We start from the raw sequence: 17,958 nt of genomic DNA, 5'->3' as shown, positions 1-17,958 counted from the left end.
GCTACTGCCCCTCGCCCGGTGCGGCGGCGTCGCTCGGCGCTAGCGGGGTTGCCGGGGTCACGTCGGGCTTGATCCACCAGGTGTTGATGCCGATGTCGTATTTGGGCGGCGTCTGCGGGTGACCGATGTGGTTCCAGTAGCCGACGCGCCAGGTCTTGATGTGCCAGTTCGGCACCACGTAGTAACCCCACAGCAGCACGCGGTCGAGTGCGCGGGTGTGGTCGATCAGGCTCTGGCGCGAGTCGGCGTTGATCAGGCCCTCGACCAGGCTGTCGACCGCCGGATCCTTGAGCCCCATGAAGTTGCGGCTGCCGGGATTGTCGGCGCTGCTCGACTGCCAGAACTCGCGCTGCTCGTTGCCCGGCGAATTGGATTGCGGGAAGCCGCCGACCACCATGTCGAAGTCGCGCGAGCGCAGGCGATTGATGTATTCGGCGACGTCGACCCGGCGGATGTTCAGGGTGATGCCGAGGTCGGCGAGGTTGCGCTTGTAGGGCAGCAGGACGCGCTCGAACTCGGTCTGTGCCAGCAGGAACTCGATGGTCAGCGGTTTGCCCTGGGCATCTACCATCTTGTCGTCCTTGATGCTGTAACCGGCTTCCTGCAACAGCTTGTAGGCCTGACGCTGCTGCTCGCGGAGCATCCCGCTGCCGTCGGTGACCGGGTTGCTGAAGACGCTGCTAAAGACCTGCTCGGGAATCTTGCCGCGCAGCGGTTCGAGGATCTTCAGCTCATTGGCGCTGGGCAGGCCCTTGGCCGCCATGTCGGAGTTTTCGAAGTAGCTGCCGGTGCGCAAATAGGCCCCGTTGAACAGCTGCTTGTTGGTCCATTCGAAGTCCAGCAGCAGGCTCAGCGCCTGACGCACGCGCACATCCTGGAACACTGGGCGGCGCAGGTTGAAGACGAAGCCTTGCATGCCGGTAGGGGTGCCGTTGCGAATCTCCTCGCGGATCAGGCGGCCCTCGCGTACTGCCGGGGTGTTATAGGCCGTCGCCCAGTTCTTCGCGCTGGTTTCGAGCCAGTAGTCGAACTGCCCGGCCTTGAATGCCTCGAGGGCGACGGTGTTGTCGCGGTAGTAGTCGACGGTCATCACGTCGAAATTGTAGAAACCGCGGTTGATCGGCAGGTCCTTGCCCCAGTACTGCTTGTCGCGCTCCAGGCGGATCGAGCGCCCCGGCTTGACCTCGGTAACCTTGTACGGGCCGCTGCCGAGCGGGATTTCCAGATTGCCGCGGGTGAAGTCGCGGCCTTCCCACCAGTGCTTGGGCAGCACTGGTAACTGGCCGAGGATCAGCGGCAGCTCGCGATTGTTGTTGTGCTTGAACTTGAACAGCACGCGCAGCGGGTCTTCGGCGACCGCTTCGGCAACGTCGGCATAATAGCCGCGGTAGAGTGGGGCGCCACTTTTGATCAGGGTATTGAAGGTGAACACCACGTCGTCGGCGCGAACCGGATGGCCATCCTGGAAGCGTGCCTCGGGACGCAGGTAGAAGCGTACCCAGCTGTTGTCCGGTGCCTTTTCGATCTGCTTGGCAATCAGGCCGTATTCGGTGAATGGCTCATCCAGGCTGGCCCGGGCCAGGGTGTCGTAGATCAGCTCGATGTTGTCGGCCGGCACGCCCTTGCTGATAAACGGGTTGAGGCTGTCGAAACCGCCGAAGCCGTTCTGGCGGAAGGTCCCGCCTTTGGGCGCATCGGGGTTCACGTACTCGAAATGCTTGAAGTTGGCCGGGTATTTCGGTGCTTCGTTGTACAGCGTCACAGCGTGTTCCGGCGCGGCCAGGGCCGGCAGGCTCAGACTCGCCAGCAACAGGCCGCCAGCGATCAGGCGCAAGCGAGGCAATGGCATCATTGGGCGTTCTCCGAAGGCTTGAGCCACCAGCTATTGAGCCCCAGCGTATAGGGCGGCGTGGTGACGAAGGCCAACCGCTTGCGGTAGGCCAGGCGGTGATAGTCGAGATACCAGTTGGGAATCATGTAGTGCTGCCATAGCAGGACGCGGTCCAGGGCGCGGGCCGCCGCCACCTGGTCGTCGCGGCTCTGCGCGCCGAGCAGGGCTTCGAGCAGGTGGTCGACCACCGGGCTCCTGACCCCAGCGTAGTTCTTGCTGCCCTTGGTTGTGGCCTGGCTCGAATGGAAATACAGCCATTGCTCAAGACCCGGGCTGAGCGTCTGGTTGAGGGTCATCAGGATCATGTCGAAGTCGAACTGATCGAGCCGTTGTTTGTACTGGGCGCGGTCCACAGTGCGCAAGCGCGCATCGATGCCGATGCTGGCCAGATTTTCGACGTAAGGTTGCAGGATGCGCTCCAGGTTCGGATTGACCAGCAGCAGTTCGATCTTCAGTGGCTGTCCGGTGCTGTTCTGCAGGCGTTGCCCAGAGAGCTTCCAGCCGGCCTGGGAGAGCAGTTCCAGGGCGCGCCGCAGGTTGTCCCGGCCGATGCCGCGACCATCGGTGTGGCTCACGCTGTAGGGCTGGCTGAACAGGTTGGCCGGCAGTTGCTCGCGGTAGGGCGCCAGCAACAGCCATTCCTTGCCCAGCGGCACCCCGCTGGCGGCGAACTCGCTGTTCGGATAGTAGCTGGTGGCGCGCTGGTAGGCGCCGCTGAACAGCGCACGGTTGGTCCATTCGAAGTCCAGCATCAGCCCCAGCGCCTGGCGCACCCGCACATCGGCGAAGGCGGCGCGGCGGCTGTTCATGAACAGGCCCTGGGTCTGGGTCGGAATCTTGTGCGGGATCTGCGCCTTGATCACCTCGCCACGGCGCACGGCCGGGAAGGTGTAGCCGTTGGCCCAGTTCTTCGCCTGGTGCTCGATATAGATGTCGAACTCGCCGGCCTTGAACGCCTCGAAGGCGACATCGGCGTCGCGGTAGAACTCGTACTCGACACGGTCGATGTTGTACTTGCCGGCGTTTACCGGCAGGTCCTTGCCCCACCAGTCCTTGACCCGTTCGAACACCAGGCGGCGGCCCGGCTGAACCTGGGCGATGCGGTACGGTCCGCTGCCCAGCGGCGGCTCGAAGGTGGTGGCCTGGAAGTCGCGGTTTCTCCAGTAGTGCGCCGGCAGTACCGGCATCTCGCCCAGGCGCAGGATCAGCAGCGGGTTGCCGGCACGCTTGAACACGAAGCGGATACGTTTGGCATTGAGGATGTCGACCCGTTTCACTTCCTGCAGGTTGGTGCGGTAGATCGGGTGACCTTCCTTGAGCAGCGTGCGATAGGAAAACGCCACATCGGCGGCGGTGATCGGTCGGCCATCATGGAAGCGTGCTTCCGGGCGCAGGTTGAACACCACCCAGCTGCGGTCTTCGCTGTATTCCACCGAGCGAGCTATCAGTCCGTAGCTGGAGGTGGGCTCATCGCCCGAGGGGTCGTACTGGCCGGTGCCGACCATCAGGGTTTCGTTCAGCTCGTTCACGCCGTATTGCAGGAAATTCGGCGTGGTCACCGGGCTGGTGCCCTTGAACGTGTAGGGGTTGAGCGTATCGAAGGTGCCGAATGCCATGGCGCGCAAGGTGCCACCTTTCGGTGCTTGCGGGTTGACCCAATCGAAGTGGGTGAATTTGGCTGGATACTTGAGCGTGCCGAACTGGGCGTAACCGTGACTTTCGCTGATTGTTGCGCCCGCGGGAAAGCTCAAGGCCAGGCTGAATGACAGCAACAGGAGGGGACGTATCAAGTCGGCAATCCGATCCAGGCTTGGGCTTTGTGGCGGCTACAGTAACAGCTTGTATCGGCAGGAAAAAGGGCCGTCTTGACCGGTTCGCGGCGCCGGCACGCATGCCGGCGCGGCGAATTTAGTGCGGCAGGTAGACGGTCAGCGTCTGCCCGGGCTTCAGCGCCTGGCCACTGCGTGGATTCCAGCGCTTGAGGTGCTGCATTTCAACGTTGAAACGCTTGGCTACCAGGTACAGCGAGTCGCCTTTCTTGACCTTGTACTGGGTGGACTTCTGCTTGTTGCTGGCGACGGCCGAGGCTGCCGGCTTTGCGCTTTGCATGACCAGGGTCTGGCCGACCTTGAGACCGTGCCCGGACAGCTTGTTCCAGCGCTTCAGGTCACTAACGCTGACCTTGTTGGCCTTGGCAATGCTGCCGAGGTTGTCGCCACGCTTGACCCGGTAGCGGCTGTTGCGCACGGCGTCTGGGCTGGCCTCGGCCAGGGCCGCTTCGAACACGGCCTTTTTCGGCTGCAGGCTGAGCAGCTCTTCCGGCTTCATGTTCGACAGGCTGGCGGACAGCAACTGCGCCTTGGCCGTCGGCACCAGCAGTTGCTGCGGGCCGTCGACGGTCATGCGCTTCTTGAACGCCGGGTTGAGCTGGAACAGTTCGTCTTCGTCGATTTCGGCCAGTGCGGCGACGCGCGACAGATCGAGGCGGTCCTTGATCTCGACCACTTCGAAGTACGGTTCGTTGGCGATCGGGTTGAGGTTCACGCCGTAGGCCTGCGGGGTCAACACCACCTGCGACAGGGCCAGCAGCTTGGGCACGTAGTCGCGGGTTTCCTGTGGCAGCGGCAGGTTCCAGTAGTCGGTTGGCAGGCCGAGGCGCTCGTTGCGCTCGATGGCCCGGCTGACCGTGCCTTCGCCGGCGTTGTAAGCAGCCAGGGCCAGCAACCAGTCGCCGTTGAACATGTCGTGCAGGCGGGTCAGGTAGTCCAGCGCAGCGTTGGTCGACGCGGTGATATCGCGACGGCCATCGTAGAAGCGGGTTTGCCGCAGGTTGAAGTAGCGCCCGGTGGATGGGATGAACTGCCACAGGCCCACCGCATGGGCCCGTGAGTAGGCCATCGGGTTGTAGGCACTCTCGATGGCTGGCAACAGTGCCAGTTCCAGCGGCATGTCGCGTTCTTCAAGGCGCTCGACGATGTAGTGGATGTACAGGCTGCCGCGATCGCCGGCGCCTTCGAGGAACGAAGGGTTGCTGGCGAACCACAGGCGTTGCTGTTCGATGCGCGGGTTGACCGCGATGCCATCCTGCAACTGGAAGCCCTGGCGCATGCGCTCCCAGACATCCTGAGGTGCCTGTTCTTCTGCCGGTGCTGCCTTGACGAAGACTGGCTTGTGCTTGATCCGCGCCTGGCTGTTGTGCGCGCGAACGCTCTCGGATTCGTCGATCTGACGGGTGCTCTGGCAGCCCACCAAGGTGGCTGCCAGGGCCAGCGCGGTGGCTTGGGCCAGACGCGTCAGGGCGACGGAATTGAAGGTTCTGCGGCTAGGAGACGACATTGGCTAGGACAAAGTTCCGGGCAAAAATGTCGGGCGATTCTAGAAAGTGGCCCCCCCTTGGTCAACCTTTCAGAACTTTGCGTACCTAGCCGAGGCTGTTTAGAACGTATCTTTCCAAGCGCGTAGCCCTGCAAAAACAGCACTTTGAGTAGGGTTTAGGTGGCCGGTCCGTTCGTCTGCTTTTTCTTTAACGGATGTTTCGCCGGTGCGCAGGAAGGGGTTGGTGAGCTTCTCCAGCGCCAGGTTGGAAGGCAACGTGATGCGATCCTGCGCGCGCAATTGGGTAACTTCGTCGAAGCGCTGGGCAATGTGCGGGTTGTGCGGTTCCACTGCGCGGGCAAAACGTAGGTTGCTCAGGGTGTATTCGTGGGTGCAGTACACCAGCGTCGCCGCCGGCAGCGCGGCCAGACGCTCCAGCGAATGGTGCATCTGCTCCGGGGTGCCTTCGAACAAACGGCCGCAACCGGCGGCGAACAGCGTGTCGCCGCAGAACAGCAGCGGGGTAGGCTGCTCGCCGCAGTAATAGGCGATATGCCCCAGGGTGTGACCGGGTACCGCCAGCACCTGGAAGGTCAGGCCCAGCAGCTCGACCTGGGCGCCGTCGTCCAGGGCCAGGTCACGGGCAGGGATGCGCTCGTTGGCCGGACCGCAGATGCGCGCGCCGGTTTTAGCCTTGAGCTGCTCGACACCGCCGACGTGGTCGTGGTGATGGTGGGTCACCAGGATGTCGCTCAAGTGCCAGCCCGGATGACGTTCGAGCCAGGCCAGCACCGGTGCCGCATCGCCCGGATCGACCACCGCACAGCGCTGGTTGTCGGTGTCTTGCAACAACCAGATGTAATTGTCGGTGAAAGCGGGCAGGGCATCGATCTGTATCATGGTGCGATTCGCCAAATGGTGGACATGGGTGCATCTTAGTAGCTATGCGGTTCGTCGAGAACCTTCACGGGAGACTGCAATGACCGATCAAGCCTTCGCCCAGGCCGATCCGCAGTGGCTTGAACTGATCAGCCAGGCGCGCGACTGGTTCGCCGGCCCGCTGGGCCAGTTGCTGCTCGAAGAGGAGCAGCGCTTGCTGGAAGAAGAACTGGGGCGCTACTTCGGTGGTTACCTGGTGCATTACGGGCCTTGCGCCGAGGCGCCGCCCACCGCGCCGCAGGTCCAGCGCAACGTGCGCCTGGGGGCGCCGCTGCCGGGAGTGGAGATCGTCTGCGAAGAGCAGGCCTGGCCGTTGAGCGAACACGCCGCCGACGTCGTGGTGCTGCAGCATGGCCTGGACTTCAGCCTGTCGCCGCATGGCCTGCTGCGCGAGGCGGCCAGCAGCGTGCGCCCCGGTGGGCACCTGCTGATCGTCGGCATTAACCCGTGGAGCAGCTGGGGCCTGCGCCGGCTGTTTACCCGCAGCGGCCTGCGCAAGGCACGCTGCATCTCGCCATCGCGGGTTGGTGACTGGCTCAACCTGCTCGGCTTCGCGCTGGAGAAACGCCGCTTCGGGTGCTATCGTCCGCCGCTTGCCTCGCCCGCCTGGCAGTCTCGCCTGGCCGGCTGGGAGCGGTTCGCCGGGCGCTGGCAAGGTGCCGGTGGCGGTGTCTACCTGCTGGTGGCACGCAAGATGGTGGTTGGCCTGCGGCCGTTGCGCCTGGCGCGCCGCGAACCGATGGGCAAGCTGCTGCCGCTGCCGATGGCCAAGGTCAACCGGCGCGCGCCGCATCCCGAAGGCAGACCCTTTACTGAAGAATAAGGCTGTACATGAGCGATAGCGTCGAGCTTTACACCGATGGCGCCTGCAAGGGCAACCCCGGCCTGGGCGGCTGGGGCGCCTTGCTGGTTTGCAAGGGCGTGGAAAAGGAACTGTGGGGCGGCGAGCGCGATACCACCAACAATCGCATGGAGCTGATGGCCGCGATCAAGGGCCTGGAAGCGCTCAAGCGCGAGTGCGAAGTGCTGCTGGTCACCGACTCGCAGTATGTAATGAAGGGCATCACCGAGTGGATGACCAACTGGAAGAAGCGCGGCTGGAAAACCGCCGCCAAGGAGCCGGTAAAGAATGCCGACCTGTGGCAGCAACTCGACGAGCAGGTCAACCGCCACAAGGTCACCTGGAAGTGGGTGCGCGGGCACATTGGCCATGCCGGTAACGAGCGTGCCGACCAGTTGGCCAATCGTGGCGTCGACGACCTGCGCAAGCAGCGCTGAGGTGCATGCGCTGAATCCCCCTATCCCGAGCCGGTTGAGGTAAAATTCTCCGCTTTCAATGTTCAAGCTGTACGCGGCAGGAGATCACCGGCGTGGAGATGCAAAACAACCGAACGGTGGTGCTGGATACCGAAACCACCGGTATGCCGGTCACCGACGGCCACCGGATTGTCGAGATCGGCTGTGTCGAGCTGATGGGCCGACGCTTCACCGGGCGTAACTTTCACGTTTACCTGCAACCGGATCGCGAGAGTGACGAGGGCGCCATCGGCGTTCACGGTATCACCAACGAATTTCTGGTCGACAAGCCACGCTTCGCCGAAGTCGCCGATGAGTTCTTCGAGTTCATCCAGGGCGCGCGGCTGATCATCCACAACGCGGCGTTCGACGTTGGCTTCATCAACAACGAATTCGCCTTGCTCGGCCAACATGAGCGGGCCGACATTTCGCAGCATTGCGAGATTCTCGATACCCTGCTGATGGCTCGTGAGCGTCACCCGGGTCAGCGCAACAGCCTGGATGCCTTGTGCAAGCGTTACGGTGTCGACAACTCCGGCCGCGAACTGCACGGCGCCTTGCTCGACTCCGAGTTGCTGGCCGACGTCTTCCTGAGCATGACCGGTGGCCAGACCAGCCTGTCGCTGGCCGGCAATGGCGAAGGCGAAGGGGATGGCAAGCGTCATCAGGGCAGCGAAATTCGCCGTCTGCCAGCGTCGCGCCAGCCTGGCCGGATCATTCTGGCCGATGCGCTGGAGCTTGAAGCGCATGTCGCGCGGCTGGAGGCAGTGGCCAAGTCTGCCGGTGGCCCGGCACTCTGGCAGCAGTTGAACGACGCTGGCTGAGGCAATTCACCCGGCGTGGTGACAGCAACCTTCTACCCTGAACACAAAGGCCCCAGAGTCTGCCGTTCGGAAGGTGCTGTCACTTATGTACAAGGACCTCAAGTTCCCCATTCTCATCGTTCACCGCGACATCAAAGTCGATAGCGTAGCGGGCGACCGCGTGCGCGGTATTGCCCAGGAGCTCGCCCAGGACGGTTTCAGCCTGTTATCGGCGGTGGATTATGCCGAGGGCCGACTGGTCGCTGCCACCCACCATGGCCTGGCGTGCATGCTGATTGCTGCCGAGGGCGCCGGCGAAAATACCCACCTGTTGCAGAACATGGTCGAGCTGATCCGTCTGGCACGGTTGCGCGCCCCGCACTTGCCGATCTTTGCCCTGGGCGAACAGGTCACCCTGGAAAACGCTCCGGCCGAGGCGATGAGCGAGCTGAACCAGTTGCGCGGCATCCTTTATCTGTTCGAAGACACCGTGCCGTTCCTGGCCCGGCAGGTGGCGCGCGCTGCGCACGGCTACCTCGATGGTCTATTGCCGCCCTTTTTCCGCGCCTTGGTCCAGCACACGGCGCAGTCCAACTATTCCTGGCATACGCCGGGGCATGGCGGCGGGGTGGCCTATCACAAGAGTCCGGTAGGCCAGGCGTTTCATCAGTTCTTTGGCGAGAACACCTTGCGTTCCGATCTCTCGGTCTCGGTTCCTGAGCTGGGCTCATTGCTCGACCACACCGGCCCGCTGGCGGCAGCCGAAGCGCGCGCGGCGAAGAACTTTGGTGCCGACCACACCTTCTTCGTGATCAACGGCACCTCCACCGCGAACAAGATCGTCTGGCATTCGATGGTGGGTCGTGACGACCTGGTGCTGGTGGATCGCAACTGCCACAAGTCGGTGTTGCACGCGATCATCATGACCGGGGCGATTCCGCTGTACCTGTGCCCCGAGCGCAATGAACTGGGGATCATCGGGCCGATTCCGCTGAGCGAGTTCAGCCGCGAGTCGATCCAGGCCAAGCTGGCGGCGAATCCGCTGGCCAGGGGGCGGCCGCCGAAAGTAAAGCTGGCGGTGGTCACCAACTCCACCTATGACGGCTTGTGCTACAACGCCGAGCTGATCAAACAGATGCTGGGCAACAGCGTGGAGGTGCTGCACTTCGACGAGGCCTGGTATGCCTATGCGGCGTTTCATGAGTTCTTTGCCGGGCGTTACGCCATGGGTACTTCACGCAGCGCCGACAGCCCGCTGGTGTTCAGCACGCACTCCACGCACAAGTTGCTGGCGGCATTCAGTCAGGCGTCGATGATCCATGTGCAGGATGGCGGCGCGCGGCAGTTGGATCGCGACCGTTTCAACGAAGCGTTCATGATGCACATCTCGACGTCGCCGCAGTACAGCATCCTCGCTTCGCTGGACGTGTCCTCGGCGATGATGGAAGGTCCGGCCGGGCGCTCGCTGATGCAGGAGATGTTCGACGAGGCGCTGAGTTTCCGCCGGGCGCTGGCCAACCTGCGCGAGCACATCGCCCCGCACGACTGGTGGTTCAGCATCTGGCAGCCGCCGCAGGTGGAGGGCGTGCAGCGCACGGCGACCGAAGACTGGTTACTGCAGCCTTCGGCGCAATGGCATGGCTTTGGTGAGTTGGCCGAGGACTACGTAGTGCTCGACCCGATCAAGGTGACCCTGGTGATGCCGGGGCTTGCGGCAGGTGGCAGCCTTGGTGAAACGGGAATTCCGGCGGCGGTGGTGAGCCGGTTTCTCTGGGAGCGCGGCCTGGTGGTGGAGAAGACCGGGCTGTATTCGTTCCTGGTGCTGTTCTCCATGGGTATCACCAAGGGCAAGTGGAGCACGTTGTTGACCGAGTTACTGGAGTTCAAGCGCAACTACGACGCCAACACTGCTCTGGTGCAGAGCCTGCCGTGTGTGGCGCAGGTTGATCCGGTGCGCTATCAGGGCCTCGGGTTGCGGGATTTGTGCGACCAACTGCACGGCTGCTACCGCAGCAATGCCACAGCCAAGCAGCTCAAATGTTTGTATGCGTGCTTGCCGGAGGTGGTGATGAAGCCCGGCGATGCGTATGACAAGCTGGTGCGCGGCGAGGTCGAGGCGGTGCCGATCGAGCAGTTGCTGGGGCGGGTCGCGGCGGTGATGCTGGTGCCGTATCCGCCAGGCATTCCACTGATCATGCCGGGGGAGCGCTTTACCGAGGCGACCCGCGCGATCATCGACTACCTGGCGTTTGCCCGGGCCTTCGACACTGGCTTTGCGGGGTTCGTGGCCGATGTGCATGGGCTGCAGCAGGAGGGCGGGGTATACACCGTGGATTGTGTCATCGAATAGGGCTTTATGTGTGAGCCGGCGGCCACCGGGAAATGGGCACCTCTGCGTAATTCGTTACATCTTGTTTGAATGTCGCTCACGTCCCCAGATGCTAGAATCCGCCGCTTGAAATCAGGAGATAGGCGCGTGCGCAAAATTGCGGTAGTGATGGCAGTGCTGGCCCTGGCAGGCTGCGAAAACGAAGTCGAGCAAGTCCACAAACAGGTTGCCGAGCACCTGCAGAACCCTAAAACCGCCAAGTTCGCCAACGTGCGGATCAGCGAGCAGGGCACCATCTGCGGCCAGTTCCGTGGCAAAGACGCCAGCGGTGCCTTCGAGTCCTACCGCAGCTACGTGGCGATCAAAAAAGACGCCACCTACGAGATCATCATCGACCAGAGTCCTGCCGAGCTCATGCGTATCCGCGAAATCTGCGGGGGGGCCGAGTTGCAGCGGCGTGCCGATGCCCTTGCCGAGCAGCCGGCGGCGCAAGGCTGGGACGTGGAAATCATCCAGGGCGCGAACATGGGCGCCGTCAGCGACACTACCGCACGCCTGATCGAGAAACAGATTCCCTCCAGCGTGATCAAGCGCGACGGCAAGCCGGTGGTGCTGCTGGGGCCGTTCCCGGACAAAGCCGCCGCCGACGCGCAGAAGGCCGATGTGATGGCGCGCCTGGGCATCGACTCGGTGGTGATCCAGCACGACGCCGTCCGCTAGCCAGGGCCTGCGCCGCTGCCCGGGCAGGGCAGCGCAGGCGCAGCTATGCTCTAGGTGTTGGCGCTTCAGCAACGCCACGAGCATGGCGCGTCTGCGACGACGCGAGCGTTGAGAGGAGGTTGCCTATGTCCACGCTGGAGCGCGCCATTGCGGTGGCCACCAAGGCCCACGAAGGACAGCAGGACAAGGGCGGCAGCGCCTATATTCTGCATCCTCTGCGGGTGATGATGCGGGTCTGCACGCCTGAACAACGGATTGTCGCGGTGTTGCATGACGTACTGGAAGACTCCACTACCAGCCTCGCGGACCTGGCCCGCGCCGGCTTCAACCTGAAGATTCTCGCGGCAGTACAGGCCTTGAGTCGGCGTGGCGACGAGAGCTACGAGGCGTTCGTGTTTCGTCTGGGCAGCGACCCGCTGGCGCGGGTGGTGAAGCTGGCGGACCTGGCGGACAACAGCGACCTCTCGCGAATCCCGCTGCCAGGCCCGGAAGACCTGGCCCGTTTGCAGCGCTATCAGCAGGCCAGCGCCTATTTGCAGACGCTGACCTGAGCGTTAGCCGCAAGCGTTGAGATTGACCGGGCCTACGAACTCGTTGCCGTGGCCCATGACGCACGCTACCCGCTGGTTACGCTGGCGTTCCCAGGCTTGCGGCGGATAGGTCTTGTTCCACGCTTCGTACAACTGGCGGTCCTGCTTGGACAGTTTGAGGTTGTACTGCTTGCTCATATAGAAATAGGTGCGCGCGATCATCCCGCGGATCGACGGGCGCGGCATCACCTTCTTCGCCTTGAAGTCGACCTGGGTCAGGCACGAACCATACTGGCCATGCTGTTCTGGCAACCAGCCGAAGCTGAAGTTGCTACGGTCGCCATTCACCTCGCCGATGCTTGGCACCAGGTTATGCAGGTCGGCCTCGGCACGCTGGTAGACCTTGTCGTTGCGCGAGCAGTTCTTGCGTCCACCGTCTTGCCAGCACTGACGCTGATGACCGATCTGCCAGGCCGGGACGATGTGCTCCCACTCGATGCGCGAGGCGCGGTTGAGGTTCTTGCGCGGCTTGTAGCCGCAGGCGGCCAGGTCGACGCGGTTGCCGTTGTACTTGCAGCCGCAGTAGAACTCGGTGGACTGCGGTGCATACAGGCCCCAGGCAACTTTCTTGGCTTCGCTGAAGGTCCGCGGGGCATCGGCCAGGGCGTTGAAGCTGAACCCGAACATCAGGCAGGTGACTGCCACTACAGAAACTCTCATCCGCTTCAGTCTTCCTTCGGCACAACCCAGAAAATCTGCACGCCGCCGTCATCGCGGTAGGCGAGGGTAACGTTGTCGTTTTCGGCGATTTCTTCGAGTAGGGTTTCCCAGTCGGCGGGCGACTCGTGTTCCAGGCGGAAAATCAGCGCTGCGCGGGACTTTTGCGCAGTAGGCGAGTTGATGATTTTCTGGATACGGATGCCCAACTGCTCATAGCTGCTGACAGGGCTCGATGCTGCGGAGGCGTTGGCCATGGATGAGTTCCTTATTTAGCTGTATGTGCGTACAGTATTTTACTGTAGGCATTTTCGCAACAGCTCGTCGGTTAAAGAACGCATGTGACCGCGCAACGTGGTGTTTGCTGCACCGCTCTGAAAATAAATTACTTTTGATTTCAATGGGCTAGGTCACCCTCGAACGAGGGTGACCGGTGTGCGCAGGGGCTTAGTATTCCCAGAAGATCCGCTGCAACTCCTTGCTGTCCTGGGTCTTGGTCAGGGCGACCATGGCCAGAATCCGGGCTTTTTGCGGGTTCAGGTCGTGGGCAACTACCCAGTCGTTCTTGTCGTCAGGCTGTTCGGCGTTGCGCAGAACGAAACCGCCAGCGTTGACGTGAGACGAGCGAATGATCTGCACGCCGTTCTTGCGCAACTCTTGCAGTGCCGGCACTACCCGCGACGACACCGAACCATTGCCGGTACCGGCGTGGATGATCGCCTTGGCACCGGCCTGGCCGAGTGCCTTGTAGGCGGTGTCGCTGACGTTGCCGTAGCCGTAGGCGATGTCCACCGCCGGCAGGCTGCTGATGGTCTTGATGTCGAACTCGGAATTGCTGGTGTGGCGCTTGGCTGGCAGGCGGAACCAGTAGGATTTGCCCTCGACCACCATGCCCATCGGGCCCCAGGCGCTCTTGAACGCTTCGGTCTTGATGTTCACGGTTTTGCTGACGTCGCGTCCGGACTGGATCTCGTCGTTCATGGTGACCAGCACGCCCTTGCCGCGCGATTGCTTGTCGCTGGCCACGGCCACGGCGTTGTACAGGTTGAGCATGCCGTCGGCAGACATGGCGGTGCCCGGACGCATCGAGCCCACCACGACGATCGGCTTATCGGTCTTCTCGACCAGGTTGAGGAAGTAGGCGGTTTCTTCCAGGGTGTCGGTGCCATGGGTAATCACGATGCCGTCGACGTCCTTGCTGTCGGCCAGTTCCGCGACGCGCTTGCCCAGTTGCAGCAGGTTGTCGTTGGTGATGCTTTCCGAGGCGATCTGCATCACTTGTTCGCCGCGCACGTTGGCCAGGTTGGCCAGTTCCGGTACGCCGGCAATCAGCTTGTCGACGCCGAGCTTGGCGGCCTGGTAGGTAGCGCTGTTGGCGGCGCTGGCACCAGCGCCGGCAATGGTGCCGCCGGTGGCAAGGATGACCACGTTGGCCAGTTTCTGTTGATTCTCGACGTCCTTGGCATTGACGCCGGCGGGCAGCAGCATGAACAGGGCGAGGGCGCCCGGTACGAAGGAGTGAAGCGCAGCTTTCATCGTTATTTTTCCCTGTGAGTGAACTCGCTGTGTTGCACAGGGCAGGCAGCAGAAAACGTACCAGCTCACTGAGTGGTTTGATAGGTTGGGTAACCTACTGATTTATCTATAATTATCAGGCATTTCCTACGCAAGCTTGCGATTGTTCCGGTTCGGCATTCCGAATAATTGTGCGAAGTCTGTTCGGTTTTCCGATGGTTTTGCGGATAATTCCCGGCAACACCCTGGCGAAGGAGCGCGGCGGGCCGATTTGACAAACCCCGGTGGCGTTCGCATAGTGATCAAACGCAAACGTTTGCGACCCGACAAAAATCATAAGATCCGGAGTAGACCCATGACGTTGCCCTTTGCTGGACGCGTGCTGGCTGTTGCCATGCTCGCTTCGCTGTCTACCGCGCTGCCGTTCAACCTCGCCCATGCCGACGACGCCAAGCCGAAAGTGGCGCTGGTGATGAAGTCGCTGGCCAACGAATTTTTCCTGAAGATGGAAGACGGCGCCAAGGCTTACCAGAGCGCCAACCCGGACACGTTCGAGCTGGTCTCCAACGGCATCAAGGATGAGTCCGACACCAGCAGCCAGATCCGCATCGTCGAGCAGATGATCGTCTCGCGGGTCAACGCGCTGGTGATCGCCCCGGCCGACTCCAAGGCTCTGGTGCCGGTGATCAAGAAGGCCGTCGATGCCGGCATCACCGTAATCAACATCGACAACCGCCTCGATCCTGCTGTGCTCAAGAGCAAAAACCTCAGTGTGCCCTTCGTTGGCCCCGACAACCGCAAGGGCGCGCGTCTGGTCGGCGACTACCTGGCGGGCAAGCTGAAGGCGGGCGATCAGGTTGGCATCATCGAAGGCGTGCCAACCACGACCAATGCCCAGCAGCGCACCCTCGGCTTCAAGGATGCGATGGAAGCGGCGCAGATGAAGATCGTCTCGGTGCAATCGGGCAACTGGGAAATCGACAAAGGCAACGCTGTCGCCGCAGCCATGCTCAACGAATACCCGGACCTCAAGGCCCTGCTCGCCGGCAACGACAGCATGGCCCTCGGCGCGGTGTCGGCGGTACGTGCCGCCGGCAAGGCTGGCCAGGTCCAGGTGGTCGGCTACGACAACATCAAGGCCATCGCGCCGATGCTCAAGGACGGCCGCGTACTCGCCAGCGCCGAACAGTTCGCCGATAAGCAGGCGGTGTACGGCATCGACGCCGCGCTGAAGGTGCTCAAGGGCGAAGCCTCCGGCGCCGATGCCGACAACGTCATCCAGACCCCGGTCGAACTGGTCACTAAACCGTAGTCAGCTGTCGGTCGCCTGCCGGTTGCGGCAGGCGCCAGGAGAACGAGTTATGTCAGCCACTGCGGACGTGGTGCTGTCGGTCAGCGGGATTGGCAAGACCTATACACAGCCGGTGCTCGGCGACATCGACCTGAGCCTGTTGCGTGGCCAGGTGCTGGCCCTGACCGGCGAGAACGGTGCGGGTAAAAGCACCTTGTCGAAAATCATCGGTGGCCTGGAGTTGCCGAGCACTGGCCAGATGCACTTCAAGGGCGCCGCCTACCAGCCCGGCAGCCGCAGCGGCGCCGAACGCCTGGGCGTACGCATGGTGATGCAGGAACTGAACCTGCTGCCGACCCTGACCGTGGCCGAGAACCTGTTCCTCGACAACCTGCCCAGCCGTGCCGGCTGGATCAGCCGTAAGCGCCTGCGTCAGCTGGCCCAGGCAGCGATGGCGCAGGTCGGCCTGGAAGCGATCGACCCCGACACGCCAGTGGGCGAACTGGGCATCGGTCACCAACAGATGGTCGAGATCGCCCGTAACCTGATCGGCGATTGCCATGTGCTGATCCTTGACGAACCGACCGCGATGCTCAGCGCACGCGAAGTCGAATTGCTGTTTACCCAGATCGAACGCCTGCGGCAGCGCGGTGTGGCCATCATTTACATCTCCCACCGCCTGGAAGAGCTCAAGCGCATTGCCCAGCGTATCGCCGTGCTGCGCGATGGCAAGCTGGTCTGCGTCGAACCGATGAGCCGCTACAGCAGCGAACAGCTGGTGAACCTGATGGTCGGCCGCGAACTGGGCGAGCACATCGACCTGGGCCGCCGTGAGATCGGTGCGCCGATCCTGCGGGTTAATGGCCTGAGCCGCGCCGACAAGGTGCGCGATGTGTCGTTCGAAGTGCGTAGCGGCGAGATCTTCGGCATTTCCGGGCTGATCGGCGCCGGGCGCACCGAGCTGCTGCGCTTGATCTACGGCGCCGATGTGGCCGACAGCGGCAGCCTGGAACTGGGTTCGCCACTGCGCCAGGTCTGCGTCGACTCACCCGTGGCAGCGGTACGCAACGGCATCGCCCTGATCACCGAAGACCGCAAGGGCGAAGGCCTGCTGCTGTCGCAGTCGATCAGCGCCAACCTCGCCCTGGGCAACATGCCAGCGATCACCCGCGCCGGGGTGCTCGATGCCGGCGCTGAGCGAGCGCTGGCCCAGCGCCAGATCGCGGCCATGCGCATTCGCAGCTCCGGCCCCGAGCAACTGGTTGGCGAGCTGTCCGGTGGCAACCAGCAGAAGGTGGTGATCGGCCGCTGGCTGGAGCGTGACTGTCAGGTGCTGTTGTTCGACGAGCCGACCCGTGGCATCGACGTCGGCGCCAAGTTCGATATCTACGGCCTGCTGGCCGAGCTGGCGCGCCAGGGCAGGGCGCTGGTGGTGGTGTCCAGCGACCTGCGCGAACTGATGTTGATCTGCGACCGTATCGGCGTGCTGTCGGCCGGGTGCCTGATCGACACCTTCGAGCGCGAACACTGGACCCAGGACCAACTATTGGCCGCCGCATTTGCCGGCTACCAGAAACGTGATGCGTTGCTGCATGAAGCAGCACCCAGGAACCCTGTATGAAAACGCCTGAACTGGACACGCCGGTAATCACCGGCAAACGTGGCGGCAACTACCTTGGCCTGGGTACCTACCTGGGCCTGGCCGGTGCACTGCTGGCGATGGTGGTGCTGTTCTCGCTGCTGAGCGAGCATTTCCTCTCGTACGCGACCTTCAGCACCCTGGCCAACCAGATTCCCGACCTGATGGTGCTGGCGGTCGGCATGACCTTAGTGCTGATCATCGGCGGTATCGACCTGTCGGTTGGCTCGGTGTTGGCGCTGGCCGCGGCGGCGGTCAGCGTAGCGATGCTCGGCTGGGGTTGGAGCGTGCTGCCGGCGGCCTTGCTCGGCATGGGCTGTGCGGCGCTGGCCGGAACCATCACTGGCTCGATCACCGTGGCCTGGCGCATCCCGTCGTTCATCGTTTCGCTCGGCGTACTGGAAATGGCCCGTGGCGTGGCCTACCAGATGACCGACTCGCGCACCGCCTACATCGGCGATGCCTTCGCCTGGCTGTCCAACCCGCTGGCGTTCGGCGTGGCGCCAGCGTTCATCATCGCCTTGCTGGTGATCATCGTTGCCCAACTGGTGCTGACCCGCACTGTGTTCGGTCGCTACCTGATTGGCATCGGCACTAACGAAGAAGCCGTGCGCCTGGCCGGTATCGACCCGCGTCCGTACAAGATCCTGGTGTTCTCGCTGATGGGCCTGCTCGCCGGGCTGGCGGCGCTGTTCCAGATTTCCCGGCTGGAGGCCGCCGACCCGAACGCCGGCTCCGGCCTTGAGTTGCAGGTGATCGCTGCCGTGGTGATCGGTGGCACCAGCCTGATGGGCGGGCGCGGCTCGGTGATCAGCACCTTCTTCGGCGTCCTGATCATTTCCGTGCTGGCGGCAGGGTTGGCGCAGATCGGCGCGTCCGAGCCGACCAAACGCATTATCACCGGGGCGGTCATCGTGATCGCCGTGGTTCTTGACACTTATCGGAGCCGGCGTGGCCGTCGGCGGAACTGAAC

General features: G+C 62.9%; 16 protein-coding genes. 9 read left to right on the top strand and 7 right to left on the bottom strand.

Annotated elements, in window-relative coordinates; genetic code table 11:
* Nucleotide 1 precedes the first annotated feature (1 nt).
* The 4 genes from DCO48_RS01900 to gloB all read right to left on the bottom strand — a co-directional run bounded on the left by DCO48_RS01900 (nt 2) and on the right by gloB (nt 6,106).
* The gene (locus DCO48_RS01900; protein WP_116548932.1) at nt 2–1,852 is read right to left on the bottom strand and encodes an extracellular solute-binding protein; all 1,851 of its coding nucleotides are present in this window, start codon (nt 1,850–1,852) and stop codon (nt 2–4) included.
* On the bottom strand, nt 1,849–3,681 hold the full coding sequence (locus DCO48_RS01895) for an extracellular solute-binding protein (RefSeq protein ID WP_218276114.1): 1,833 nt from the start codon (nt 3,679–3,681) through the stop codon (nt 1,849–1,851). Before DCO48_RS01895 ends, DCO48_RS01900 begins: the two co-directional genes overlap by 4 nt.
* Before the next feature lie 118 nt (nt 3,682–3,799).
* Nucleotides 3,800–5,227 carry a LysM peptidoglycan-binding domain-containing protein gene (locus DCO48_RS01890; protein WP_116548931.1) on the bottom strand — a complete coding sequence of 476 codons (1,428 nt, stop codon included), beginning with the start codon at nt 5,225–5,227 and terminating at the stop codon, nt 3,800–3,802.
* A 99-nt stretch (nt 5,228–5,326) separates the two neighbouring features.
* The gene (gloB, locus tag DCO48_RS01885; RefSeq protein ID WP_116548930.1) at nt 5,327–6,106 is read right to left on the bottom strand and encodes a hydroxyacylglutathione hydrolase; all 780 of its coding nucleotides are present in this window, start codon (nt 6,104–6,106) and stop codon (nt 5,327–5,329) included.
* A gap of 79 nt (nt 6,107–6,185) precedes the next feature.
* Between gloB and DCO48_RS01880 the strand changes: the two genes are divergently transcribed.
* From DCO48_RS01880 to DCO48_RS01855, 6 genes are all read left to right on the top strand, one after another.
* A complete protein-coding gene (locus DCO48_RS01880) occupies nt 6,186–6,968 on the top strand; it encodes a class I SAM-dependent methyltransferase (protein ID WP_116548929.1) in 783 nt (260 codons plus the stop codon).
* An 8-nt stretch (nt 6,969–6,976) separates the two neighbouring features.
* Entirely contained in the window at nt 6,977–7,423 is a 447-nt protein-coding gene (gene rnhA / locus DCO48_RS01875; protein ID WP_116548928.1) for a ribonuclease HI, read from the top strand.
* A gap of 98 nt (nt 7,424–7,521) precedes the next feature.
* Entirely contained in the window at nt 7,522–8,265 is a 744-nt protein-coding gene (dnaQ, locus tag DCO48_RS01870) for a DNA polymerase III subunit epsilon (protein WP_116549014.1), read from the top strand.
* 85 nt (nt 8,266–8,350) lie between these two features.
* Nucleotides 8,351–10,594 carry an Orn/Lys/Arg decarboxylase N-terminal domain-containing protein gene (locus tag DCO48_RS01865; RefSeq protein WP_116548927.1) on the top strand — a complete coding sequence of 748 codons (2,244 nt, stop codon included), beginning with the start codon at nt 8,351–8,353 and terminating at the stop codon, nt 10,592–10,594.
* 126 nt (nt 10,595–10,720) lie between these two features.
* Complete coding sequence (locus DCO48_RS01860; RefSeq protein ID WP_116548926.1) at nt 10,721–11,293, top strand: SPOR domain-containing protein; 573 nt, start codon at nt 10,721–10,723, stop codon at nt 11,291–11,293.
* Nucleotides 11,294–11,418: 125 nt separating this feature from the next.
* Nucleotides 11,419–11,844 (top strand): HD domain-containing protein, encoded by a 426-nt coding sequence (locus DCO48_RS01855; protein WP_116548925.1) that lies wholly within the window; start codon nt 11,419–11,421, stop codon nt 11,842–11,844.
* A gap of 3 nt (nt 11,845–11,847) precedes the next feature.
* Here the strand turns inward: DCO48_RS01855 and DCO48_RS01850 are convergent, their stop codons facing one another.
* From DCO48_RS01850 to DCO48_RS01840, 3 genes are all read right to left on the bottom strand, one after another.
* The gene (locus DCO48_RS01850; protein WP_116548924.1) at nt 11,848–12,543 is read right to left on the bottom strand and encodes an endonuclease; all 696 of its coding nucleotides are present in this window, start codon (nt 12,541–12,543) and stop codon (nt 11,848–11,850) included.
* 5 nt (nt 12,544–12,548) lie between these two features.
* Nucleotides 12,549–12,797 (bottom strand): DUF1654 domain-containing protein, encoded by a 249-nt coding sequence (locus DCO48_RS01845; protein ID WP_116548923.1) that lies wholly within the window; start codon nt 12,795–12,797, stop codon nt 12,549–12,551.
* Nucleotides 12,798–12,987: 190 nt separating this feature from the next.
* Nucleotides 12,988–14,076 (bottom strand): asparaginase, encoded by a 1,089-nt coding sequence (locus DCO48_RS01840; protein WP_116548922.1) that lies wholly within the window; start codon nt 14,074–14,076, stop codon nt 12,988–12,990.
* Between the two features lie 334 nt (nt 14,077–14,410).
* Here DCO48_RS01840 and DCO48_RS01835 point away from each other — a divergent pair, with 334 nt between their 5' ends.
* The 3 genes from DCO48_RS01835 to DCO48_RS01825 are packed head-to-tail and all read left to right on the top strand — an operon-like array spanning nt 14,411 to nt 17,956.
* The gene (locus DCO48_RS01835) at nt 14,411–15,367 is read left to right on the top strand and encodes a sugar ABC transporter substrate-binding protein (RefSeq protein ID WP_116548921.1); all 957 of its coding nucleotides are present in this window, start codon (nt 14,411–14,413) and stop codon (nt 15,365–15,367) included.
* A gap of 49 nt (nt 15,368–15,416) precedes the next feature.
* The gene (locus DCO48_RS01830; protein WP_116548920.1) at nt 15,417–16,967 is read left to right on the top strand and encodes a sugar ABC transporter ATP-binding protein; all 1,551 of its coding nucleotides are present in this window, start codon (nt 15,417–15,419) and stop codon (nt 16,965–16,967) included.
* The gene (locus tag DCO48_RS01825; protein WP_116548919.1) at nt 16,964–17,956 is read left to right on the top strand and encodes an ABC transporter permease; all 993 of its coding nucleotides are present in this window, start codon (nt 16,964–16,966) and stop codon (nt 17,954–17,956) included. Before DCO48_RS01830 ends, DCO48_RS01825 begins: the two co-directional genes overlap by 4 nt.
* The last annotated feature ends 2 nt before the right edge of the window (nt 17,957–17,958 follow it).

It is taken from the genome of Pseudomonas sp. SDI, assembly GCF_003105155.1.
Taxonomy (GTDB): Bacteria; Pseudomonadota; Gammaproteobacteria; order Pseudomonadales; family Pseudomonadaceae; genus Aquipseudomonas.
This window is presented reverse-complemented; position numbering and strand designations above follow the sequence as displayed.